Source organism: Mycoplana sp. 10N416 (genome assembly GCF_056394765.1).
Window position 1 is genome coordinate 161,052 of sequence record NZ_JBFTIM010000006.1, and the last position, 21,429, is coordinate 182,480.

At 62.6% G+C, this 21,429-nt stretch carries 24 protein-coding genes and 1 other RNA gene; 12 read left to right on the forward strand and 13 right to left on the reverse strand.

Annotation, left to right across the window (positions count from 1 at the left end; all coding sequences use genetic code 11):
* Positions 1-26: 26 nt before the first annotated feature.
* Complete coding sequence (locus tag AC1DDS_RS14125; RefSeq protein WP_477479475.1) at positions 27-1,154, reverse strand: ATP-dependent DNA helicase; 1,128 nt, start codon at positions 1,152-1,154, stop codon at positions 27-29.
* Between the two features lie 254 nt (positions 1,155-1,408).
* Here AC1DDS_RS14125 and AC1DDS_RS14130 point away from each other — a divergent pair, with 254 nt between their 5' ends.
* The 4 genes from AC1DDS_RS14130 to AC1DDS_RS14145 all read left to right on the forward strand — a co-directional run bounded on the left by AC1DDS_RS14130 (position 1,409) and on the right by AC1DDS_RS14145 (position 4,281).
* Positions 1,409-2,431: an AbrB family transcriptional regulator gene (locus AC1DDS_RS14130; protein ID WP_477479663.1), complete on the forward strand. Its 1,023-nt coding sequence runs from the start codon at positions 1,409-1,411 to the stop codon at positions 2,429-2,431.
* Positions 2,432-2,565: 134 nt separating this feature from the next.
* On the forward strand, positions 2,566-2,940 hold the full coding sequence (locus tag AC1DDS_RS14135; RefSeq protein ID WP_477479476.1) for a COG4315 family predicted lipoprotein: 375 nt from the start codon (positions 2,566-2,568) through the stop codon (positions 2,938-2,940).
* Positions 2,924-3,502: an RNA polymerase sigma factor gene (locus AC1DDS_RS14140; RefSeq protein WP_405030185.1), complete on the forward strand. Its 579-nt coding sequence runs from the start codon at positions 2,924-2,926 to the stop codon at positions 3,500-3,502. The genes AC1DDS_RS14135 and AC1DDS_RS14140 overlap by 17 nt, the downstream gene beginning before the upstream one ends.
* The gene (locus AC1DDS_RS14145) at positions 3,499-4,281 is read left to right on the forward strand and encodes an anti-sigma factor family protein (protein ID WP_477479477.1); all 783 of its coding nucleotides are present in this window, start codon (positions 3,499-3,501) and stop codon (positions 4,279-4,281) included. Before AC1DDS_RS14140 ends, AC1DDS_RS14145 begins: the two co-directional genes overlap by 4 nt.
* Before the next feature lie 13 nt (positions 4,282-4,294).
* Here the strand turns inward: AC1DDS_RS14145 and AC1DDS_RS14150 are convergent, their stop codons facing one another.
* Complete coding sequence (locus tag AC1DDS_RS14150) at positions 4,295-4,888, reverse strand: LysE family translocator (protein WP_310416120.1); 594 nt, start codon at positions 4,886-4,888, stop codon at positions 4,295-4,297.
* Between the two features lie 119 nt (positions 4,889-5,007).
* On the opposite strand from AC1DDS_RS14150, the gene AC1DDS_RS14155 reads away from it, so the two are divergent.
* Positions 5,008-5,850 (forward strand): aldo/keto reductase, encoded by an 843-nt coding sequence (locus tag AC1DDS_RS14155; protein WP_477479478.1) that lies wholly within the window; start codon positions 5,008-5,010, stop codon positions 5,848-5,850.
* 22 nt (positions 5,851-5,872) lie between these two features.
* Here the strand turns inward: AC1DDS_RS14155 and ilvN are convergent, their stop codons facing one another.
* Positions 5,873-6,445 carry an acetolactate synthase small subunit gene (gene ilvN / locus AC1DDS_RS14160; protein ID WP_310416127.1) on the reverse strand — a complete coding sequence of 191 codons (573 nt, stop codon included), beginning with the start codon at positions 6,443-6,445 and terminating at the stop codon, positions 5,873-5,875.
* A gap of 22 nt (positions 6,446-6,467) precedes the next feature.
* Positions 6,468-8,246 carry an acetolactate synthase 3 large subunit gene (locus AC1DDS_RS14165; protein WP_477479479.1) on the reverse strand — a complete coding sequence of 593 codons (1,779 nt, stop codon included), beginning with the start codon at positions 8,244-8,246 and terminating at the stop codon, positions 6,468-6,470.
* Between the two features lie 331 nt (positions 8,247-8,577).
* Here AC1DDS_RS14165 and AC1DDS_RS14170 point away from each other — a divergent pair, with 331 nt between their 5' ends.
* Positions 8,578-10,629 carry an ATP-binding protein gene (locus AC1DDS_RS14170; RefSeq protein WP_477479480.1) on the forward strand — a complete coding sequence of 684 codons (2,052 nt, stop codon included), beginning with the start codon at positions 8,578-8,580 and terminating at the stop codon, positions 10,627-10,629.
* Between the two features lie 47 nt (positions 10,630-10,676).
* On the opposite strand, the gene miaA is transcribed toward AC1DDS_RS14170, so the two are convergent.
* On the reverse strand, positions 10,677-11,585 hold the full coding sequence (gene miaA, locus AC1DDS_RS14175; protein WP_477479481.1) for a tRNA (adenosine(37)-N6)-dimethylallyltransferase MiaA: 909 nt from the start codon (positions 11,583-11,585) through the stop codon (positions 10,677-10,679).
* Between miaA and serB the strand changes: the two genes are divergently transcribed.
* Both serB and AC1DDS_RS14185 read left to right on the forward strand, forming a co-directional pair.
* Positions 11,584-12,486, forward strand: coding sequence for a phosphoserine phosphatase SerB (gene serB, locus AC1DDS_RS14180; RefSeq protein ID WP_477479482.1), 903 nt, complete (start codon positions 11,584-11,586; stop codon positions 12,484-12,486). The genes miaA and serB overlap by 2 nt on opposite strands.
* Positions 12,483-13,067: a GNAT family N-acetyltransferase gene (locus tag AC1DDS_RS14185; RefSeq protein ID WP_477479483.1), complete on the forward strand. Its 585-nt coding sequence runs from the start codon at positions 12,483-12,485 to the stop codon at positions 13,065-13,067. The genes serB and AC1DDS_RS14185 overlap by 4 nt, the downstream gene beginning before the upstream one ends.
* Before the next feature lie 106 nt (positions 13,068-13,173).
* On the opposite strand, the gene AC1DDS_RS14190 is transcribed toward AC1DDS_RS14185, so the two are convergent.
* The 8 genes from AC1DDS_RS14190 to AC1DDS_RS14225 all read right to left on the reverse strand — a co-directional run bounded on the left by AC1DDS_RS14190 (position 13,174) and on the right by AC1DDS_RS14225 (position 19,638).
* The gene (locus AC1DDS_RS14190; RefSeq protein ID WP_477479484.1) at positions 13,174-14,724 is read right to left on the reverse strand and encodes a DegQ family serine endoprotease; all 1,551 of its coding nucleotides are present in this window, start codon (positions 14,722-14,724) and stop codon (positions 13,174-13,176) included.
* 171 nt (positions 14,725-14,895) lie between these two features.
* Positions 14,896-15,081 (reverse strand): DUF2065 domain-containing protein, encoded by a 186-nt coding sequence (locus tag AC1DDS_RS14195; RefSeq protein WP_310416148.1) that lies wholly within the window; start codon positions 15,079-15,081, stop codon positions 14,896-14,898.
* A gap of 10 nt (positions 15,082-15,091) precedes the next feature.
* Positions 15,092-16,009: a protease modulator HflC gene (hflC, locus tag AC1DDS_RS14200; RefSeq protein WP_477479485.1), complete on the reverse strand. Its 918-nt coding sequence runs from the start codon at positions 16,007-16,009 to the stop codon at positions 15,092-15,094.
* Positions 16,006-17,115, reverse strand: a complete 1,110-nt coding sequence (gene hflK / locus AC1DDS_RS14205; RefSeq protein WP_310416155.1) for an FtsH protease activity modulator HflK — start codon at positions 17,113-17,115, stop codon at positions 16,006-16,008. The genes hflC and hflK overlap by 4 nt, the downstream gene beginning before the upstream one ends.
* A 168-nt stretch (positions 17,116-17,283) precedes the next feature.
* Positions 17,284-17,805, reverse strand: a complete 522-nt coding sequence (locus AC1DDS_RS14210) for a dihydrofolate reductase (RefSeq protein ID WP_477479486.1) — start codon at positions 17,803-17,805, stop codon at positions 17,284-17,286.
* Entirely contained in the window at positions 17,806-18,402 is a 597-nt protein-coding gene (locus AC1DDS_RS14215) for a glutathione S-transferase family protein (protein WP_477479487.1), read from the reverse strand.
* Positions 18,403-18,430: 28 nt separating this feature from the next.
* Positions 18,431-19,225 (reverse strand): thymidylate synthase, encoded by a 795-nt coding sequence (locus AC1DDS_RS14220; RefSeq protein ID WP_477479488.1) that lies wholly within the window; start codon positions 19,223-19,225, stop codon positions 18,431-18,433.
* Between the two features lie 101 nt (positions 19,226-19,326).
* A complete protein-coding gene (locus AC1DDS_RS14225) occupies positions 19,327-19,638 on the reverse strand; it encodes a DUF2853 family protein (protein WP_310416167.1) in 312 nt (103 codons plus the stop codon).
* Between the two features lie 145 nt (positions 19,639-19,783).
* On the opposite strand from AC1DDS_RS14225, the gene ssrA reads away from it, so the two are divergent.
* The 4 genes from ssrA to AC1DDS_RS14245 all read left to right on the forward strand — a co-directional run bounded on the left by ssrA (position 19,784) and on the right by AC1DDS_RS14245 (position 21,390).
* Positions 19,784-20,141: a transfer-messenger RNA gene (ssrA, locus tag AC1DDS_RS14230) on the forward strand.
* 169 nt (positions 20,142-20,310) lie between these two features.
* Complete coding sequence (locus AC1DDS_RS14235; RefSeq protein ID WP_477479489.1) at positions 20,311-20,829, forward strand: SspB family protein; 519 nt, start codon at positions 20,311-20,313, stop codon at positions 20,827-20,829.
* Between the two features lie 15 nt (positions 20,830-20,844).
* Entirely contained in the window at positions 20,845-21,039 is a 195-nt protein-coding gene (locus tag AC1DDS_RS14240; protein ID WP_477479490.1) for a DUF4169 family protein, read from the forward strand.
* A gap of 105 nt (positions 21,040-21,144) precedes the next feature.
* Positions 21,145-21,390: a ribbon-helix-helix domain-containing protein gene (locus AC1DDS_RS14245; protein WP_477479664.1), complete on the forward strand. Its 246-nt coding sequence runs from the start codon at positions 21,145-21,147 to the stop codon at positions 21,388-21,390.
* The last annotated feature ends 39 nt before the right edge of the window (positions 21,391-21,429 follow it).

The following is a 21,429-nucleotide window of genomic DNA, read 5'->3' on the forward strand; positions in this document are numbered from 1 at the left end:
CCGTTCGCACCTTCGGCAGACATGCTTCAGCGAACGATGGTCAGGGTTTCCGCCGCGCGGGTGATCGCAGTATAGAGCCAGCGCTCGCGCGTGTCGCGGAAGGCCCAGCTCTCGTCGAACAGCACGACATCGTTCCACTGCGAGCCCTGCGCCTTGTGCACGGTCAGGGCATAGCCGTAGTCGAACTCGTCGTAGCGCTTGCGCGTCGACCAGGGAATCTCTCCCTCGCCATTCTCGAAGGCCGCCTTCAGGAGCTTGATCTTCGCAGCGCCCCTGTCCATGTCGTCGTCTTCGGGACGGATCATCAGGTTGATCCCGGGCTTCACCGTCTCCTTCGACGAGGTCATGACCTGCCACAGCGAGCCGTTGAGCAGGCCCTTGGCGGGATCGTTGCGCAGGCAGACGAGCTTGTCGCCCGATTGCGGGTACTCGGTGGAAAACCCCTTCAGCTCGCGCAGCCGCGTGTTGTAGCGCCGCCGCGTCTTGTTGGTGCCGACGAGCACCTGGTCGGCGTCGAGCACGAGCTCCTGCGTCACCTCGCCCTTCGAAATGACCTTCGCCGTGCCCCAGTCGCCATGCATGATCTCCTTGCCCTCGCGAACATGCATCGCGAGCTGGATGATCGGGTTGTCGCGGGCCTGGCGGTGAATGTCGGTGAGCAGATAGTCGGGCTCTTCGTTCGTAAAGAAACCGCCCCCCGAGACCGGCGGTAGCTGGCCGGGATCCCCGAGAACGAGGATCGGCGTGCCGAAGCTCATCAGGTCCTTGCCGAGGGCCTCGTCCACCATCGAGCACTCGTCGACGATGATCAGTGCGGCCTTGGCGACCGGCGACTGCCGGTTGATGGAGAACATCGGCGCGATCGAGGTCTTGCCGGTTTCCTCGTCGGAGACCTCCTCCTCGCCACGCGGCCGGTAGATCAGCGAATGGATGGTGCGGGCGTTGCTGGCGCCCTTCGAGCGCAGCACCTGCGCGGCCTTGCCGGTGAAGGCGGCAAACAGCACGTCGCCGTCCACGTGCTCGGCAAAGTGCCGCGCTAACGTGGTCTTTCCGGTACCGGCATAGCCGAACAGCCGGAACAGCGGCGAGCGGCCTTCCTTCAGCCATCGCGAGACTGCCTTGAGCGCCTCGTCCTGTTGCGGTGCGAATTCCATGGCCGGGACTTGGCAGGATTCGGACCCTCGATGCAAGGAAAACAGCGCCTCTCGCCGAAAGATCGGCGCTGGCGCAGCCTTTGCGGATCTTCCGCATGCGCCGCGCGGGCTTCTCAACGGCGTGAAATAGCTCTGGCGCGGCATCCAGCTTCGCAATATGTACGCCACATGAGCCGCCGCCCGGACAGCGCGCCGTGAGCGCCCCTTCTCCTTCCGAGACAATCGAGGTCTCCGGCTTCGGGCGTCTTTCCGCGATGGCGCAGTGGCTGCTGCTGCTCGTCCTGTCCTTGCCACTTACCGCCTTCCTGTACCTCGTCGAACTTCCGGCGGGCCTGTTGATGGGGCCACTGCTGGCCGGCATGATCGTCGGCATGAACGGCGGGACGATCCGTCTGCCGGGCAGCTTCTTCTTCCTGGTCCAGATCGTGCTCGCCATGATGATTGCCGGCATGGTGTCGCCGAGCCTCGTCGACACCTTCATCGTGCGCTGGCCGCTGTTTCTGGCGATCGTTCTTTCGGTCATCTTCATGAGCACGCTGTGCGGCTGGATGATCACCCGTACAGGGGTCCTGCCCGGAACAACCGCAATCTGGGGCTCGTCGGCCGGCGCTGCCTCGACCATGCTTTTGATGGCAGGGGCCTATGGCGCCGACGTCCGGCTGGTCGCCTTCATGCAGTATATGCGGGTGGCGTTCGTCGCGACGCTCGCAACCCTGATCGCGCATTTTGGCGGGCATCAGGCGATCGCCGATCAGCAGGCGGCATTCTTCGGCCCGTTCGACATGAAAAACTTCGGACTGACGCTTGCGGTCGGCATCATCTGCGGCTTTGCCGGACGTCACCTGCGGATCCCGGCAGGAGCGTTCCTGGCACCCTTCGCCGTCGGCTCGGCACTCAGCCTCACCGGTGCGCTTGCCGTCGACCTGCCGCAATGGCTGCTGGCGATCTCCTTCGCCCTGCTCGGCTGGAACATCGGCCTCGGCTTCACGCGGCAGATCCTTCGCCACGCCCGCCGCGCACTTGTGCCGACCATCCTCTCCATCGTCGCGCTGCTGACTTTCTCCGGCCTGCTGGCCATGCTGCTCGTCTGGGTGCTCGGCATCGACCCGATGACCGCTTACCTGGCGACAAGCCCGGGTGGGCTGGATTCGATTGCCGTGATCGCCGCTTCCAGCAATGTCGACATCTCTTTCGTCATGGCACTGCAGACGGCACGGCTGGTGATCATCACTCTGATCGGTCCTGTCATCGCCCGCTTCGTCGCCGACCGCGCCTAGCTGGAGCAGCACTGGCGTTTCACATCGCCTGCCCTTTTCTCCACCTGGGCGGGAATATCACGTGGCCTCCCGGTGTCTCATGGCTGTTCCCCGCAGTGACGGGCCAGATCCACGCGACACAGGAAACTAGTGAGATGAAAACACTCCCCCTCGCGATTGCCGCTTTCGCCGTTGCCGCCACGGCAGCCTTTGCCGCAGCTCCCGTCAAGACCGTAAAGACGGATAAAGGCGAGGTGCTTGCCGGAGAGAACGGCATGACGCTCTATGTCTACAAGGACGACACCAAGGGCATGTCGAACTGCTATGAGAAGTGCGCCGTCAATTGGCCGCCGCTCAAGGCCGAAGCCAATGCGGCAGCCGAGGGTGTCTACACCGTCATCGATCGCAAGGACGGCACGAAACAGTGGGCAAAGGACGGCATGCCGCTCTATTATTGGATCAAGGACAAGAAGGAAGGCGACGCCACCGGCGACGGTGTGGGAGGCAAGTGGAATGCCGCAAGGCCCTGACTTCACAAGCGGGTTCGGCACGGACGAAAACAGCGAACTGATGGGGACCGGCGCCGCGGCGCCGGCCACCTTCGAGAGCGCCCTGCTCGCGCTCATACCGGGCTTGCGGCGCTACTCGCACAGTCTGTCGCGTTCGGACGCCGACGGTGAGGACCTGCTGCAGGATTGTGTCGAGACGGCATTGACCCGCCGCGCGCAATGGCGCGGCACCAATCTTCGTGGCTGGGCCTTCACCATCATGACAAATCTCTATCGCAACCGACATCGCCAGGCGATCCGCCGGCCGACCGCTGCGATAGAGGATGCCGAGCAGGTTGCCCAACCCGACCAGATCGGCGATCCGTTGGAGCGCGCACGCATCCGTGCCGCGCTGGAGACGCTGTCATCGGATTACCGCACGACCCTGATGCTGGTCGTGGTCGAAGGCTACAGCTATCAGGAAACGGCTGACCTGCTGGCAATCCCGATCGGAACCGTCATGTCGCGGCTGTCGCGGGCCCGGCATCAACTCACCGAGCGGCTGGCGAAGGACAACATCGTCGCCCTCAGGAGACCTAAATGAGCGAAGCAAAGAGCATGGTGGCGGAAAACGAGTTGCACGCCTATGTGGACGGCCTGCTGAACGAGGAACGCCGCGCCGATGTCGAGGCCTGGCTTGACCTCCACCCCCAGGATGCCGAGCGGGTCGCAAGCTGGTCCATGCAGAACGAACGCATTCGCGACGCGTTTTCAACCGATTTTGTTTCGCATGGCGACGACCGGCGGATGTTGCAGCCGAAGCGCCCGGCCGTCCTGGCGCGCTTGCTGCGCCCGACGGCGGCAGCAGCCGCTGCCTTGCTCATCTTCGCCGGGGGTTACCAAGCTGGCCGCCTGCAGATACCGGACATATCCACCGCACCGGCCCCAGCGACCGCCGGCTTTCCCAGCGAAGCGCGCTCCGCCTTCCTGATCTACACGAGCGAAGTCCGTCATCCCGTCGAGGTCGGTGCCGATCAACAGGAGCATCTTGCCGCCTGGCTCGGCAAGCGCCTCGACTATCGCCTGCGTCTGCCGGACCTCTCGACGCTCGGCTACAGCCTCGTCGGCGGACGGCTTGTGCCGGTGGGCGGCAAGGCCGGTGCGCTGCTCATGTACCAGAATGCCAACGGTCAGCGGCTGACGATGATGATCGGCCGCAACGCCGAGAACCGTGAAACGAGCTTCCGTCTCGATGCGGAAGGACCCGTGCGCACCTTCTACTGGATCGACGGGCCTGTCGGTTATGCCGTCACGGGCGAGATCTCGGCTGACGCGCTTCGCGCGGTCGCCGACGAATGCTACCGGCAGATGGAGGAGGCGTGAAAGCGCTGCCAGCCTAGCGGAGCATCGGCCAGAGACTTGCGACCAGAAGCAGCGCCATCGACACGTTGAAAGCCTTCAGTCTGGCCGGTACCGACAGCCATTCGCGCAACGCCGAGCCGAACCCGGCCCAGGTCGAAACACTCGGGACGTTGACGAGCGCAAAGGCCACGCCAACGAGAAGCACGCTCGCCGTGTAGTTGGCCGGCATCGTGTAGGTCGCCATGGCTGACACCGCCATCACCCAGGCCTTGGGATTGACCCACTGGAAGGCGGCGGCCTCGAGGAAGGTCATCGGCCGCCCGCCTGCCTTCCCTTCGCTCAATGTATCGGAGGTCGCGATCTTCCAGGCGATCCAGACAAGATAGGCACCGCCAAGGAATTTCAGCGCCGTATAAAGCAACGGCACGGAATCCAGGATCGCGCCGAGCCCGAACCCCACCGCCAGCAGCAGCGACAGGAAGCCGGCGCCGATGCCGATCATGTGCGGAATGGTGCGCATGAAACCGAAATTCACGCCGGAGGCGAACAGCATCATGTTGTTCGGGCCGGGGGTTATCGATGTGGTGAAGGCGAAGACGACGAGTGCGAGAAAGATTTCGATCGGCAAGGCGCCCTCCAGGCGCAGTTTCGGACATATCTTTTGATAGGGCATGCAAATGGCAACACCAGACAAATCTTGTCATACTGGCATTCGTTGAGTTGATGAATCGCCGTTAGGAGTTTCGAATGAACAGCTTGCCGGAAGCAGCCTTTCCCGATGGACGCCGTGTCGCAGCCCTCGGCCAGGGAACGTGGCACATGGGCGAAAGCCGCGCCTCGGCTTCAGACGAGGTTCGCGCGCTTCAGATCGGCATCGATCACGGCATGACGCTGATCGACACCGCCGAGATGTATGCCGATGGCGGCGCCGAGACCGTTGTCGGCGAAGCGATCAAGGGGCGGCGCGACACGGTCTTCCTTGTCAGCAAGGTATTGCCCTCGAATGCCAGCCGCAGCGGCACGATCGCCGCCTGTGAGGCCAGCCTGAAGCGACTCGGCACCGACCGGATCGACCTCTATCTTCTGCACTGGCGCGGGCGCTATCGGCTTGCGGAGACAGTCGCGGCTTTCGAAGAACTCAGGGCAACCGGCAAGATCGGTGCCTGGGGCGTGTCGAACTTCGACGTTGACGACATGGAAGAGCTGCTTGCGGTGCCGGGCGGCGGCAATGTCGCCACGAACCAGGTACTCTACAACCTCGCCCGCCGCGGCATCGAGTTCGATCTGCTCCCCTGGAGCGATCGCCGCGGGATTCCGACCATGGCCTACTCACCGCTCGACGAAGGACGCCTGCTGCGTCATCCGACCCTTGCGCAGATTGCTGCCGCCCACGGTGCCACCGCCGCACAGGTCGCCCTCGCCTTCGTCCTGTCGCGCGACAACGTCGTCGCCATTCCGAAATCGGGATCGCCGGCGCGCGTCGAAGAAAACCGCAAGGCGGCCGACCTCAAGCTGACAGCCGAGGACGTCGCGGCGCTGGACGCCGCCTTCCCGCCTCCGCCAAGAAAGCGCCCGCTGGAAATGATTTAGGGCCGTTTCCGGCCCCAAATTCCTACATCCCCTGTGGGCCGCGGTTCATCGCCGCAATGCCGGTGCGGCAGACCTCGATCAGACCGAGCGGCTTCATGATGGCGATGAACTGATCGATCTTCGATACCTTGCCGGTGATCTCGAAGACGAAATGCTCGGTGTTGGCGTCGATGACGGATGCACGGAAGGCATCCGCCAGCCGCAGCGCCTCGACGCGGTGGTCGCCGGTGCCCGAAACCTTGACCAGTGCCAGTTCCCGCTCGAGCGGACGCTCGTGGCCGAGATCCTTGGCCCGCACCGTCAGGTCGACCACGCGGTGAACAGGCACGATGCGCTCGAGCTGTGCCTTGATCTGCTCGAGCACGTGCGGCGTGCCGCGCGTGACGATGGTGATGCGGGAGAGATGCGCCTGGTGCTCGGTCTCCGAGACCGTCAGGCTCTCGATGTTGTAGCCGCGGCCGGAGAAGAGGCCGATGACTCGGGCAAGCACGCCCGGCTCGTTGTCGACCAGCACCGAAAGCGTGTGGTTTTCGGAAACCTGGGTCTCGGCGGCGATGAAATAGGCCGAGCCGGTCGGCTGAAGATGTGCACTCATGATCGGTGTTCCTGCCTTTTCATCAAACCAGCTGGCGGCCCTTGGCGTCGATGGCGTTCGCCACCGCCTCGTCGGTCGCTTCGTCTGGCAACAGCATCTCGTTGTGCGCCTTGCCCGACGGGATCATCGGGAAGCAGTTGGCGAGGTTGGCGACGCGGCAGTCGAAGATCACCGGCTTCTTCACCGAGATCATCTCCTCGATAGCCCCGTCGAGGTCGCCCGGCTTTTCGCAACGCAGGCCGACCGCGCCATAGGCCTCGGCCAGCTTGACGAAGTCCGGCATCGCTTCCGTATAGGAATGCGACAGCCGGTTGCCGTGCAGAAGCTGCTGCCACTGGCGCACCATGCCCATGTACTGGTTGTTCAGGATGAAGATCTTGATCGGCGCCTCGTACTGGATCGCCGCCGACATCTCCTGGATGCACATCTGGATCGAGGCGTCACCGGCGATGTCGATGACGAGCGCGTCGGGATGGGCGATCTGCACGCCGAACGCCGCCGGCAGGCCGTAGCCCATCGTGCCGAGGCCGCCGGAGGTCATCCACCGGTTCGGCTGCTCGAAGCCGAAGAACTGCGCGGCCCACATCTGGTGCTGGCCGACCTCGGTGGTGATGTAGGTGTCGCGGTGCTTGGTCAGCTCATACAGGCGCTGGATCGCATATTGCGGCATGATGACATCGTCGCTCGGCTTGTAGGCCAGCGAGTTGCGCGCGCGCCACTTGGTGATCGACGCCCACCAGTCGGCCAGATGTCCCTTGCCGGGGGTCTGCGTGCCGGCACGCCACAGCCGGACCATGTCTTCCAGAACGCGGCCGACATCGCCCAGGATCGGCACGTCGACACGGACGTTCTTGTTGATCGAGGACGGGTCGATGTCGATGTGGATCTTCTTCGAGTTCGGAGAGAACGCGTTGAGGCGGCCGGTGATGCGGTCGTCGAAGCGGGCGCCGATGCAAAGCATGACGTCGCAGTCGTGCATCGCCATGTTCGCTTCATAGGTACCGTGCATGCCGAGCATGCCGAGCCAGTTCTTGCCCGAGGCCGGATAGGCGCCGAGGCCCATCAGCGTGGAGGTGATCGGAAAGCCCGTCAATTCAACCAGCTCGCGCAGGAGATGGGAGGCTTCCGGACCGGAATTGACGACGCCGCCGCCGGAATAGATTACTGGCCGCTTGGCGCCCTGCATCAGGGCTATGGCTTCGCGGATGCGGTCGAGATCGCCCTGGACTTTCGGCTGGTAGCTGTGCTGGGCCGGAACCATCGACGGCGCGACATAGGTGCCGGTGGCGAACTGGATGTCCTTCGGCACGTCGACGACGACCGGACCCGGACGGCCGCTCTGGGCGACGCGGAAGGCTTCATGGATGATCCGCGCCAGTTGGTTGACGTCCTTGACCAGCCAGTTGTGCTTGGTGCAGGGCCGCGTGATGCCGACCGTGTCGCATTCCTGGAAGGCGTCGGAGCCGATGAGTGAAGTCGGAACCTGGCCGGTGATGCAGACGAGCGGGATCGAGTCCATCAGCGCGTCCTGCAGCGGCGTGACGGCGTTCGTCGCACCCGGGCCGGAGGTGACGAGCATGACGCCCACCTTGCCGGTCGAGCGCGCATAGCCTTCAGCGGCGTGTCCCGCCCCCTGCTCGTGGCGCACGAGGATGTGCTGGATATCGTCCTGCTGGAAGATCTCATCGTAGATCGGCAGCACGGCGCCGCCGGGATAGCCGAAGATATGCTTGACGCCGTTGTCCTTCAGGGCCTGGAGGACGATTTCGGCGCCCGTCATCTGGTTTTCTGTTCCACTCATCCGAATGTTTCCGTCCGTTTCGGTTTTGAAAGTGTGATTAGCGAAATCGCGGGCATAAAAAAAGGCCCCTTTCGGAGCCTGCTTACTGCGCATGGGTGCTTTCGCCCGGTGGTTACACCACCTTGCCCATGCGCCGTCCCACCACGAGAATCTTGGTAACGATTGAATTCATGGGCCGGATTGATAACCGCTAAAGTGCAGACCGTCAACGCCCTTCAGCTCTTTCGCGTGCCCGCGACAGTTCGGCAACCCTTGATCGCCGGTCGCCACACTCCGCAACGCATTGTTAAGCGACCGCTATTATTCTCTGCCAAAAGCAAGGAGTCTTGCGTTGCGCAGCACTGATTATCAACGCTCGATCATCGCCGACGAACAGGACAGAAGAGACGGCGACGCCCCCGGCAACCGTCTCCTCGGGCGGGTCGTCGCCTGCGGCGGATCCCGCGCCACGATCAGCGCCGTTGCCGAGGCCGGCGAGACTGAGCTGACGGAACTCTGGTCCGTTGGCCGGCTCATTTCGATTGCCGTCGGAGAGAACCGGGTCGTCGCGCTGGTTTACGCGATGACCACGGACCAGCAGAGCTGGGCCGAGAACCGGGATACCGTGTTCCGGGTCGAGGTGGAGCTTCTGGGCGAGGTTCATGTTGATGCGGACGGTCGCGAGGAATTCTCCAGGGGCATCAGCAACTATCCCTATCTCGGTGCCATCGCCCATCGCATTCGCGCTACGGACCTGGCCAAGGTCTACGACACAGGACTCAATGACATCTGCGTCGTCGGCAAGCTGACCCAGGACGACACCCTCGACGCCACGATTCACATTCCGTCGATGCTGTCGAAGCACTTCGCGATCGTCGGGACCACGGGTGTCGGCAAGTCGACGGCCGTCACGCTCCTCCTGAACAAGGCGATCCAGGCCGACCCGAAACTGCGCGTCTTGATCCTCGACCCGCACAACGAATTCGCAGCCGCATTCCCCGATCATGCGGTCGTCATCGAGACCGACACGCTCGACCTGCCGTTCTGGCTGTTCCGACTGGAGGAATTCTCCGAGGTGATCTTCCGCGGCCGACCGGCTGCTCCGGAAGAAATGGACGCCCTGCGCGACCTTATCCCCGAGGCGAAGAAAGGTTTTCGCGGTTCGAGCGAACCCGGCCTGATGCGCCGCAACCAGGAGAAGAGCTCGATCACCGTCGACACGCCGGTTCCCTACCGCATTGCCGACCTTCTGGCGCTGATCGACGAACGCATCGGCAAGCTTGAGGGTCGTACGGAGAAGCCGTATCTGCGCTCGCTGAAAGTCAAGATCATGTCGGCGATCAACGACCCGCGCTTTCACTTCATGTTCTCCACAAACACGATCACCGACACGATCCTCGACACGATTGCACGCATCTTCCGTATTCCGGGCGAAGGCAAGCCAATCACAACCTTTCAGCTGGCCGGCATTCCATCGGAGGTTGTCAACTCGGTCGCCTCGGTGCTTTGCCGCATGGCCTTCGAGATCGGCCTCTGGAGCAATGGCGCGGTGCATATGCTGGTGGTTTGCGAGGAAGCGCACCGCTATGTGCCGGCTGACCCGACTCTCGGCTTCCTGCCGACGCGCCAGGCAATCGCGCGTATCGCCAAGGAAGGCCGCAAATACGGTGTGTCGCTCGGCATCATCACGCAGCGGCCCGGCGAACTGGATCCGACCATCCTGTCGCAGTGCTCGACCGTCTTCGCCATGCGCCTTGCCAACGATCACGACCAGGAAATCATCCGTTCGGCGATCCCGAATTCCTCATCGTCCACGACCAGTTTCATCTCGTCGATCGGCAATGGCGAAGCCATTGCATTCGGCGAGGCCGTATCCGTGCCGATGCGGATGAAATTCACCCGCATCCCGGAAAATCGACTGCCGAAGGCCAATGGCGCAAGCGTCAGGGCGACCGAGGACAATCCTCACTCCGTCGACCTGCGATCCATTATCGGCCGGATGCGGTCCGCTTCCGGGCCGGATATTTCAGCTTTTCAGGATTCTTACCGCGCGGCCGAAGGCGTCCCGGGTCGCCGGCAGCTTGAAACCGACTATGCGCCGTCCGCCCCGCACGCTGAGGCAGGCCATGCCATGCCCGACGATGATACCGTCGAAATCCAGCCCTACAGCCCCGACATGCTGCCTCGTTCGCCGGCCGGACCGTCGTCGGTTTCGGCACATGATCGGTTCGAAGCACTGCGGCGTGAACTGAACGCGGAAAACCGCGCGGAGAATCGGCCGACCGAACCTGCTGGTCCGTCGCCCCGTCCAGCGTTCGGCAACAGCGACACCGACATCCGTCGGGAAGGCTCGATCCGCGACCAGCTCCTGAAGAAGCCGCTAAGCAGCCTGCTTCGCAAATAGCAGCCTTCGAAACCTGCACGGTCGTACCGATTCTCAACAAGCCTTTGTCAAGGCAGGGCAAGACCGTCCGTCCGGATCCAGCTTTCATCCATCTGGTTGCGGAACCAGGTCATTTGCCGCTTGGCATATTGCCGGGTGGCGGCAGCCCCGCGCTCGATCACCTCGGCCTCACTCATCGTTCCCTCCAGATACGCTGCAATCTGCGACACCCCGATCGCCTTCATAACCGGCATCTCCGACGACAGATCGAGCGCCAGGAGCGCTCTTACCTCCTCCACCGCACCTGATTGCAGCATCCGTTGAAAGCGGTGATCGATGCGCTGGTGGAGGAGCTTTCGGTCCGGCAGGACCACCAGTTTCGTCGCGCGGGCCGGATCGATGACCGCAGGTCCCGCGGCAGCCTGAAATTCGCGGATCGAACGTCCGCTGACCTCGAAGATTTCCAGCGCGCGCAGGATACGTTGACCGTCAGCCGGCCGAATGGCCGCCGCTGACTCCGGGTCACGCTGCTGCAGCACATCGTGCAGCGCCGCCGGCCCTTCTTCCGCAAGTCTTGCCCGCAACGCTGCCCGCACCTCCGCCGGCACGGGTGGCATATCTGAAAGGCCGCCGGTCAGGGCCTTGAAATAGAGCCCCGTGCCACCGACGAAGACCGGGAGCTTGCCGCGACCGCGAAGTTCAGCCATGACCTCTGCGGCCTGCCGCAGCCACTCCCCGCTCGAATAGGCTTGGCCCGCCGGCACATGGCCATAGAGCCTGTGCTCTATGCCGCCCATCTCTTCCGGCTGCGGTCGGGCCGTCAGCACATTCAGCGTGTCGTAGACCTGCATGCTGTCGGCGTTGACCACCACCCCGCCATGATCTTGGGCAAGCCTCACGGCGAGCGCAGACTTGCCGCTCGCAGTCGGGCCGGTTATCAGGATCGCGTCGGTCTCAGCTTCAGGAATTCTCATCATGGCTCTCGTTGCCACGCTTATCGCCAATCCGTCAAATCCGGTTCTCTCGCCATCGATCGGCGAGCGGGCGGCGGATGCGGTGAACGCCTCCGGCCTATACTGGCTTGCCGACGGCGTCGCCTGCGACATCGCGTTGCGCGATGGTACCGATGCGGCGGCGGCACGCGAGAAACTGCATGCCCTCATCAGCGGCGCCCCGATCGATCTGGTGGTCCAGGAGGCCGAAACCCGGCGCAAGAAGCTTCTGATCGCCGACATGGACTCCACCATGATCGGCCAGGAATGCATCGATGAGCTCGCCGCCGAGGTCGGCCTGAAGGAGCGCGTCTCTGAGATCACCGCGCGGGCCATGAACGGCGAGATTGCATTCGAGCCGGCGTTGCGCGAGCGCGTGGCGCTTCTGAGGGGCTTGCCGCTTTCGGTCGTCGACGAGGTCATCGCAAAACGCATCACCCTTACCCCGGGCGGTCCGGAACTGATCGCCACGATGAAGGCCAATGGTCATTATACCGCGCTCGTCTCCGGCGGCTTCACCGTCTTTACCAGCCGCATCGCCGAGAGGCTCGGCTTCGATGAGAACCGCGCCAACACGCTACTCGAGGACGGCGGGCTCCTCACCGGCGAAGTCGCCGAACCGATCCTTGGCAAGCAGGCAAAGGTGGATGCGCTCATCCAGATCGCTGAACGCCTCGCGATTTCGACCGAAGACGCGATGGCCGTCGGCGATGGTGCAAACGATCTGGGAATGCTGCATGTGTCGGGTTCGGGCGTAGCGCTGCATGCCAAGCCGGCGGTGGCCGCGGAGGCAAGGATGCGGATCGACCACAGCGACCTGACGGCGCTGCTTTACATCCAGGGCTATCGCAAATCGGATTTCGTGATACCCGGGATGGCCAAATGAATGGCGTTATCGTCGAAACGCCGCGCCTGACGGTCCGGAACTGGATCGAAACAGACCGCGATCTCTTCCACGAGATCAACTCCGATCCAGAGGTCATGGCCTTTTTCCCGTTCCGTCGCAACCGGGCGCAGTCCGACGAACTGTTCGACCGGATCCGCCGCACGATCGATGACACCGGCTTCGGCTTTTTCGCGATCGCGCAGCGTGATGGCGACAAGCCAATCGGCTTTTGCGGTCTGGCGCGAACCGACCTGGAACCGCTGCTGCCGAACGGCACCGTCGAAATCGGCTGGCGCCTGGCGCGCCCGTTCTGGGGCCAGGGCTACGTCTCCGAAGCGGCAACCGCCCTGCTCGGCCATGGCTTTGACCAATGCGGGCTCGCCGAAATCGTTTCATTCGCCGTTTCGGACAACACCCGCTCGACCGCAGTCATGGCTCGCATCGGCATGGAACCCGAGCCATCACGCGACTTCGACCATCCGCGCGTTCCGGACAGCCACCCACGGCTTGTCCGCCATGTGCTGTACGCGATCACTGCCGACGAATGGCGCGCGCGGACGCCGATCACCAGCCGCGCCTAGGCCGTTCGCGCACCGTCTCGCACCGACCGGCCCACCTGAATCAAATCATGAAGGCGGTGAATCATCTTCACCGCCTTCATTCATAAACGCCTGATATTAAAGATAACTATTCGACCCGAACAGTGACGAAGCGCAGTGCACCGGTCTTGTCGGCAAGCATCAGAAGGGCGTTGCGGCGATCCTGAGACTTGAGTGCCGCGATGCGCTTGGTGACATCCTCGGGCGTAGTCACCGCCTCCTGCCCGATCTCGACGATCACGTCACCGGGCTGGATCTGTCGTTCTGCAGCCGCCGAACTCGGATCGACCGCGGTGATCGCCACCCCCTTCACCGCCTCCGCGACGCCGTAGGTCTTGCGCGTTGCCTCGTCCAGCGGGCTCAGCGTCATCCCGAGCACGACGGGAGCGGACTGCTTCTCGGCGTGTTGATCCGGGGCTTTCTCACCCTTCGGCTCGGTCGTTTCCACGCCCGATTGGGCAATCTTCTCGCCGTCCTCGAGGCGGCCGAGCGTGACCTTGACGTTGACTTCCTGGCCGTCACGGACGACCACGACGTCGACGGCCTTGCCGACCGGGCTCTCGGCCACGACGCGCGGCAGGTCGCGCATCTCATCGACGTCCTTGCCGTCGAAGCGGATGATCACGTCGCCGGTCTTGATGATACCGTTATCGACGGGACCACCCTTGATCACACCGGCGACCAGTGCGCCCTTTGCCTCCTTCATGCCGAGGCTTTCGGCAATGTCGTCCGTCACCGGTTGAATACGGACACCGAGCCAGCCGCGCCGTGTCTCCCCGAACTCCTTCAACTGCAAGATGACGTTCTCGGCCAGTTCCGTCGGAACCGAGAAGCCGATGCCGATCGATCCCCCGGACGGCGAGATGATCGCCGTGTTAACACCGATAACCTCGCCCTTCATGTTGAAGAGCGGTCCGCCGGAGTTGCCCCGGTTGATCGCCGCGTCGGTCTGGATGAAGTTGTCATAGGGACCGGCATTGATGTTGCGGCCACGGGCGGAAATGATGCCGACCGTTACAGATCCGCCGAGGCCGAACGGGTTGCCGATCGCCATCACCCAGTCGCCGATGCGCATTTTCCGGGAATCGCCGAAGGGCACGGCCACGAGCGGCGCCGCCGGCTCGACCTTGAGCAAGGCCAGGTCCGTCTTGGTGTCCACGCCCACCAGCTTCGCCTTCAGCTTCTTGCCGTCGGCGAAATTGACCTCGATATCGTCGGCGCCCTCGATCACATGGTTGTTGGTGACGATGAAACCGGCCGGGTCGATGACGAAACCGGAACCGAGCGAATTGACGGTACGCGGTCCGCCCTCGCCCTCCTGGCCCTTGAAGAACTCGTCGAAGAAGTCCTGGAACGGCGAGCCCTCCGGCACCTGCGGCATCGGTGTCTGGTCGTCTTCCTTCACGTTCTGCGAGGTCGAAATGTTGACGACGGCGTCGAGCAGCTTTTCCGCCAGATCAGCGACCGACTGTGGTCCTTCCGGCGCCTGAAGCGGAATTTGGGCGCCCTGTACCTGAATGTCAGCCTGCGCCTGGGCATACGCCTGCACGGGTCCAAGCCCTGTGCCTGCGACGAGCATCGAAAGCCCCGTCGCCAGCGCCCGCGCGCCGATTTGTCGTGACCTGATGCTCGCTACCATCTGCGCTGTCCTCTTGATTTCTTATAAACCATCTTCGCCACGGATGCGGCGGAATTTGGGATTCCGAATCCGGGCGGTCGGAACACCCACCCTGACCGGCATGGCCACTGTTGCCTCTTCATCCTGCATCCGGCAAGGGCCGAAGACTTCCGACGACCGCGCCTCCGGCTGCTATCCCCGGATCATCCAGACCAGGCCGACGCCGGCGACCAACGAGATGAGGCCAAAGAACCGGAGCTGCCCGTCAGGAATGCCTGGCAGCAATGCCGCCATCCGCTTCAAAGACGAAGGGGCCAGTGCGTACACCAGCCCCTCGATCACGAGAAAGAATGCAATTCCCGTCAGGAAATCCGCCATTCGAACGAACTCAGTTTCCTGTCGCGGTCGCGCCGCCCGTGGCCGGCTTGCCCGCCATATCCCCGAAGTAACGGAAGAACTCCGTATTCGGGTTCAGGACGAGCGTCGTATCGTTAGAGCCCAGGCTCTGACGATAGGCCTCCATCGAGCGATAAAAAGCGAAGAAGTCCGGATCCTTCGAAAAGGCCTCGCCGAACACCCGGTTCCGTTCGGCATCGCCCTGACCGCGGACGATTTCGGATTCGCGCCGGGCCTCGGCAAGAATCTCGACGACCTGGCGGTCGGCGATCGCTCGGCGGGCCTGACCCTGCTCGTTACCGCGGGCGCGGATCAGTTCGGCTTCCGCAAGGCGCTCGGCCTTCATGCGCTCGAACGTCTGCTGGGAAACCTCCTGCGTCAGGTCGGTCCGGCGAATGCGGACGTCCGTGACGGTCAAGCCGAGGTTTTCCGCATCGGGGGTCAGCTCGTTGCGAACTTCCCGCATCATCGATGCGCGCTCTTCGGAAAGAGCGGCCTCGAAGCCGCGCAGACCGTAGACCCGGCGAAGCGCCGAATCGAGACGGGTGCGAAGACGCGCTTCGGCGGCATCGCGGTCGGCTGAAACGGCCTCGCGGAACCGGCGCGGATCACTGATGTGGTAGACCACGAAGGCATCGACCTCGTAGAACTTGCCACCCGAAACCTGGACACGGATGTTATCGAGATCAAAGCGTAGCGCCTGGTCCGACACGTACTGGACTCTGTCAGCGTCCATGAAGGCGAAGGGCAGCTTGAAATAGATCCCCGGCTCCGACTTGACGGACTGGATTTCACCGAACCGGACGACGATCGCCTGCTGGCGCGCGTTGACGACGAAGACCGACGAGTAGGCCAGGAACAGGATGACGGCGAGGCCGACAAGGATGGCTGACAAACGGTTACCCATCACTGCGTGCCTCCGGCCTGGTGTTGCTGCGTCGTCTTGCCAAGCTCGTTGAGCGGCAGGAACGGAACGACACCCTGTCCACCCTGCTTTTCATCGATGACGACGGTCTTGGAGCCCTTCAGGACACCCTCCATGGTTTCCAGGAACATGCGCTTGCGGGTCACGTCCGGTGCGAGTTTGTATTGGTCGTAGATCGACACGAAGCGCTGGGCTTCACCTTCCGCCTCGTTGACGACGCGGTTCTTGTAGGCGGCCGCCTCTTCGCGGACCTGTGCAGCCTGGCCTCGCGCGAGACCGAGCTTCTGGTTGGAGTATTGGTTGGCCTCTTCGACGAAGCGGTCCTCGTCCTGCTCGGCACGCTGCACTTCGTCGAAGGCGTCGGCCACTTCACGCGGTGGCGCGGCATCCTCGATGGCAACGGTATTGATCGAAATGCCCGCACCAAAGGAATCCATGGTCGACTGGATCGTGGTCTTGACGGCTTCGGCAATCGCCTGACGGTTATCGCGGAAGATGTCTTGCGCCGGCCTTCGACCGACAACCTCGCGCATCGCGCTCTCGGAGACCTGCTGCAGCGTTGCGGACGGATTCTCGAGGTTGAAAAGGTAGGCCTGGGGATCGGTCACGGAATAAAGCACCGAGAACTGAACATTGACGATGTTCTGGTCGCCCGAGAGCATCAGACCGCTGTCGTCGGCGTTTACGGAAGCGCCCTTGCGGCCGATATTCTGCTGTTGCTCGGTGATCGTGACCATTTCCACCCGTTCAAGCGGCCAGAAATGGAAATGCAGGCCCGGCATGGAAATCTCTTCCTTGGGCTTGCCGAAGCGCAACTCGACGCCACGCTCGTCCGGCTGGACCGTGTAGATCGCGTTCATCAGCCAGAAGACGCCGATCAGCAGCGCCGCGATGACGAGGATGCCGCCGTTGAAGCCACCGGGGACCACGTTCTTCAGCTGATCCTGCCCGCGCCGGATAATCTCTTCGAGATCGGGCGGACCGCCGCTGCCGCTGCCGCGGGGGCGGTTCGGTCCCTGCCCCCATGGTCCCTGATTGTTGCCGCCGCCGCCCCAAGGGCCGCCGCCGCCGTTCTGATTGCTCCAGGGCATCAATACCTCTTTCTCTGGTCACTCCCATTGCCATGCGCGCGCGAAGCCCCGCAGCGTCACATGGTGTGACCCCCGTTATATGTATCCCCCATGCCGCTTTCAACGGAGACGGCTCAACTTCGGCGCCATTGCGGCAAAATAGTTCGTGAACAGGCGCTTAGGACACTGTCAGGCAGCAGATCGCCGTCTGAAACTGACAAGACGCATGGCATGACTGTCCTTCTCGCCCTGCGGAATTTCCTCTTCATGCACGATTTCAAAGAGCGCGGGGTCAACCGGCGGGAAGCGCGTGTCTCCGTCCACCTCCGCCTGCACCTGAGTCAGATGCACGAGATCCGCCATCGCGATGGTTTGGCGGTAGATATCGCCGCCGCCGATGACGCAGATTTCATCGACGCCGAGGGTCTGCGCCTCCCGTCGCGCATAGACCAGCGCCTCGTCGATCGAGCGCGCAACGATGACGCCATCCGGGCGGAAGGCGGTGTCACGCGTGACCACGATGTTCGGCCGCCCCGGCAGCGGCTTGCCGATCGACTGATAGGTTCTGCGCCCCATCACGACCGGTTTGCCGATGGTCAGTTGCTTGAAGCGCTTGAGGTCGGAAGGCAATCGCCACGGCAGGTCTCCTTCGCGGCCGATCACGCCGTTCAGCGCCGCGGCCACCACCAAAACGATCTTCGGTTCACTCATTCACTTGCCTTCCATTCCGTCTTTCGCTTGCGCCTTCGCCAGTGCCGGACGCGCCGCCATCCGCGCGAGATAGTCGTCAACCGCGCCGCTCTCCGGCAGGAGCGCGCGCATCCACATCAGCGAACTGGACAGGATGACATCGACTGAGCACGGCCGGTCGCCAATCAGGTACGGCTGCTTTTCCAGCGTCGATATCACGTGGTCGCACATTGCCTTGTGCAAGCGCGCGGCCTCCGCGTTACCCGCGGTCCAGCCATTCATGTGGGTGATCGCGGCGGGCTCGATCACCCCGGCATAGTAGGCGAGCCAGGACAGATACGGCCCGCGCTCATGTGTGCCGGTGTCCCGCCCCATTTCGCAGCCGGGAAACAGGTCGGTCAGATACAACGCGATCGCGGTCGATTCCGTGACGACCGTTCCGTCGTGGATCAGCGCCGGGACCTGGCCGTGCGGATGCGGATTGTTGGGATCGGTGCCACCCGAGCCGTCGCGCCGATGGATCGACACGGCGCGGATGTCGTAGTCGGCTCCGAGTTCCTCGAGCAGCCAGAGAATGCGGAACGAACGCGACTGCGTCGCGTGGACGAGCGTCAGCATGGCTTCCTCCCTGAAACCGCCGGCCGCGCTAGACCGCGATCGGCGCCTTGATGTTCGGGTCGGCTTCATAGCCGACCAGCTCGAAATCCTCGTACTTGAACGAGAACAGATCGTTCACGGCCGGATTCAGCTTCATGAACGGCAATGGTCTCGGCTTGCGCTCCAGTTGCAGCGCCACCTGGTCGAAGTGGTTGTGGTAGATGTGCGCATCACCGAGCGTATGCACGAAATCGCCGAGCCTGAGATCCGTCGCTTGCGCCACCATCATCGTCAGCAGCGCATAGGAAGCGATATTGAATGGCACGCCGAGAAAGATGTCTGCGGAGCGCTGGTAGAGCTGGCAGGAGAGCTTGCCGTCGTTCACGTAGAACTGGAACAGGCAGTGGCAGGGTGGCAGGGCCATCTCGTCCACCAGCGCCGGGTTCCACGCCGATACGATGTGGCGGCGTGAGTGCGGGTTCTTGCGGATGCTCTCGACCACAGCGGCGATCTGGTCGAGATGGCGGCCGTCATGGGTCGGCCAGGACCGCCACTGGTAGCCGTAGACCGGACCGAGCTCGCCGTTTTCGTCCGCCCATTCGTCCCAGATGGTAACGCCGTTCTCGCGAAGATAGGCGATATTCGTCTCGCCCCTCAAAAACCACAGCAATTCGTGAATGATCGAGCGCAGATGCAGCTTCTTCGTCGTCAGGACGGGAAAGCCTTCGGAAAGATCAAAGCGCATCTGATGGCCGAAGACGGACCGCGTGCCGGTGCCGGTGCGATCGGAACGATCGGTTCCGTTTTCCATCACATGGGCGAGAAGATCGAGATATTGCTGCATTGGGTAGGCCGCCGGTTGGAATTCACTCCCCAATCTAGGGCGAACGCGGCGACCGACCAATGGCAAAGACTGGCTTTTCCCGCCTTTTCGGCGCCACTGCCTCAGGCGAGCGCGGAGAGCTTGCCCAGTTCCTTGGCTGCCAGGTAATAGAAAGTCACGCGCGACTTCGAGCGGTCGTCTGCCATCGTGGCGCAAACCTTTTCCACAGCCTTGTCCGCTGCTTCCCCGGTGACGCCGAGTTTCTTGGCGCACCACTTCTCCTTGACCCGCTCCAGTTCCTCGGGATCGCTGCAGGAAACCAGAGCGGAGTCGCGGTTTCGCAGCGCAATTCCCAGGTGGCTGACGATCTTCTTCACCACGGCCTCATCGGCGGCACTGTCATATTTGCGTACGTCTGCGAGATAGTCGGTCATGCTGTTTCCCCTATCGTTTCGCGTCAAAACCGGTACGGCATATGAACCATCAGCAACAGTCTTTTCGCGCCAAGATGGCAAGTCAAGCGCAAATGAACGCGATCTACGCGTTCCTTGGTCGAACACCCGGAAGAATTGTCACGAGGACCTTTTCATAGGCCGCGGAAACTCCTATATGTCGGGTGCTGCCTTGGCAGCTATGGCAATAAACGGGCGGTGTAATAAACCCATTGGACCCGGGGGCGGTACCCGGCGCCTCCACCAAAAACCGATCGGTTGCAGATCGGCTTTTGCTGGGGGCGAAATAGGATCGACAAGGGCGTAAAGATCGACTTTTTGCTCGGCATGATACCACCGTTATCGGGTCAAAAATGTAGTTGCAAACGACAACTATGCTGAAGCACGTCTCGCTGCTTAATCGCAGTGCGACACTTCAAATCAAGCCCTTGCGGGTAGCACCGTAAGGCGGGGTCCGAAGGCACCTGGCAACAGAAGCCTTCACCTTCTCCCCTCATTCGAAATGGTTTATAGCTGTCCTCTAAGATGACTCGCGACGCTCCGGCGCGGCTTGTTCCGGCAGATAATTGACTGGAAGCAGCCGATCGACGTTTGACGCCGTCGACGGTTTTCGGCAAAAGGCGAAAAAGAGACAAGCAAGAAAGACAGGCTGTAATGGCGCAAGACCACATCCGCTACGACATATTGGCTCAGGACGCTCTTCGCAGCGTCATCCGCAAAGTCCTGAGCGAAGTGGCGGCAACCGGCCATTTGCCGGGCGAACATCATTTCTTCATCACCTTCCTGACCGGCGCCCCCGGCGTGCGCATTTCGCAGCACCTGAAGGCCAAGTATCCCGAGCAGATGACGATCGTCGTCCAGCACCAGTTCTGGGAGCTCAAGGTGACTGAGAGCCTGTTCGAGATCGGCCTCTCCTTCTCCGACACGCCGGAAAAGCTGGTGATCCCGTTCAACGCCATCCGCGGCTTCTATGATCCCTCCGTCAGCTTCGAACTCGAGTTCGACGTTGCCGCAGGCGAGGAAGAAGAGACCGAGTCCGCCGAGATCACGGCATACCCGACCGAGAAGGCCGAGGACACGGCCGACGAGCCCCCAAAAACCGGTGGCGACGACGACGGCAAGAAGCCGGGCGGCTCCGTCGTCTCGCTCGATTCGTTTCGCAAGAAGAACTGATCGATTGGAGGCGGCATGAGCGACCTGGTCAATCTCCGCCAGTTCCGTAAACAGAAGGCCCGCTCGGAAAAAGAGCGCCAGGCCGAGCAGAACAGGATTTCCTTCGGCCGTACGAAAGCCGAAAGGAACCTGACGCGGGCTTTGAACGACAAGGCGGAGAAAACGCTCGATCTGGGACGGATCGAGAAGCCGGAAGGCCGCTCCGATTGACGGCCCGCCTTGCGCGCGACGCGCGAACATCGCGTCTTTTCAATACCTTGCGATAGCCCCCTGAATCGATCCTCCAATACGTTGAATCGGAATGTGAGCCAAGCGGTGATCCGCAAGCACTCCGCCACACTGCACGGACACCGGACCAGCTTCTCCCTGGAAGAGCCGTTCTGGGTGGAACTCAAATCCATTGCTGCCAGGCGCGGGGTCCCGCTTGCCATGCTCCTGTCGGAGATCGACGATTCGCGTCCGGCCGACAGCAATCTGTCCTCGGCGCTGCGAGTCTACGTGCTGGAAGCGATAAAGGCCCAGAGCAGGGAAGCTGGCACGGCCGATGAACGCTCCGGCTAACGCGGGAGATGGAAGCCGTCCAAGTAGCCGCGGGCTTCA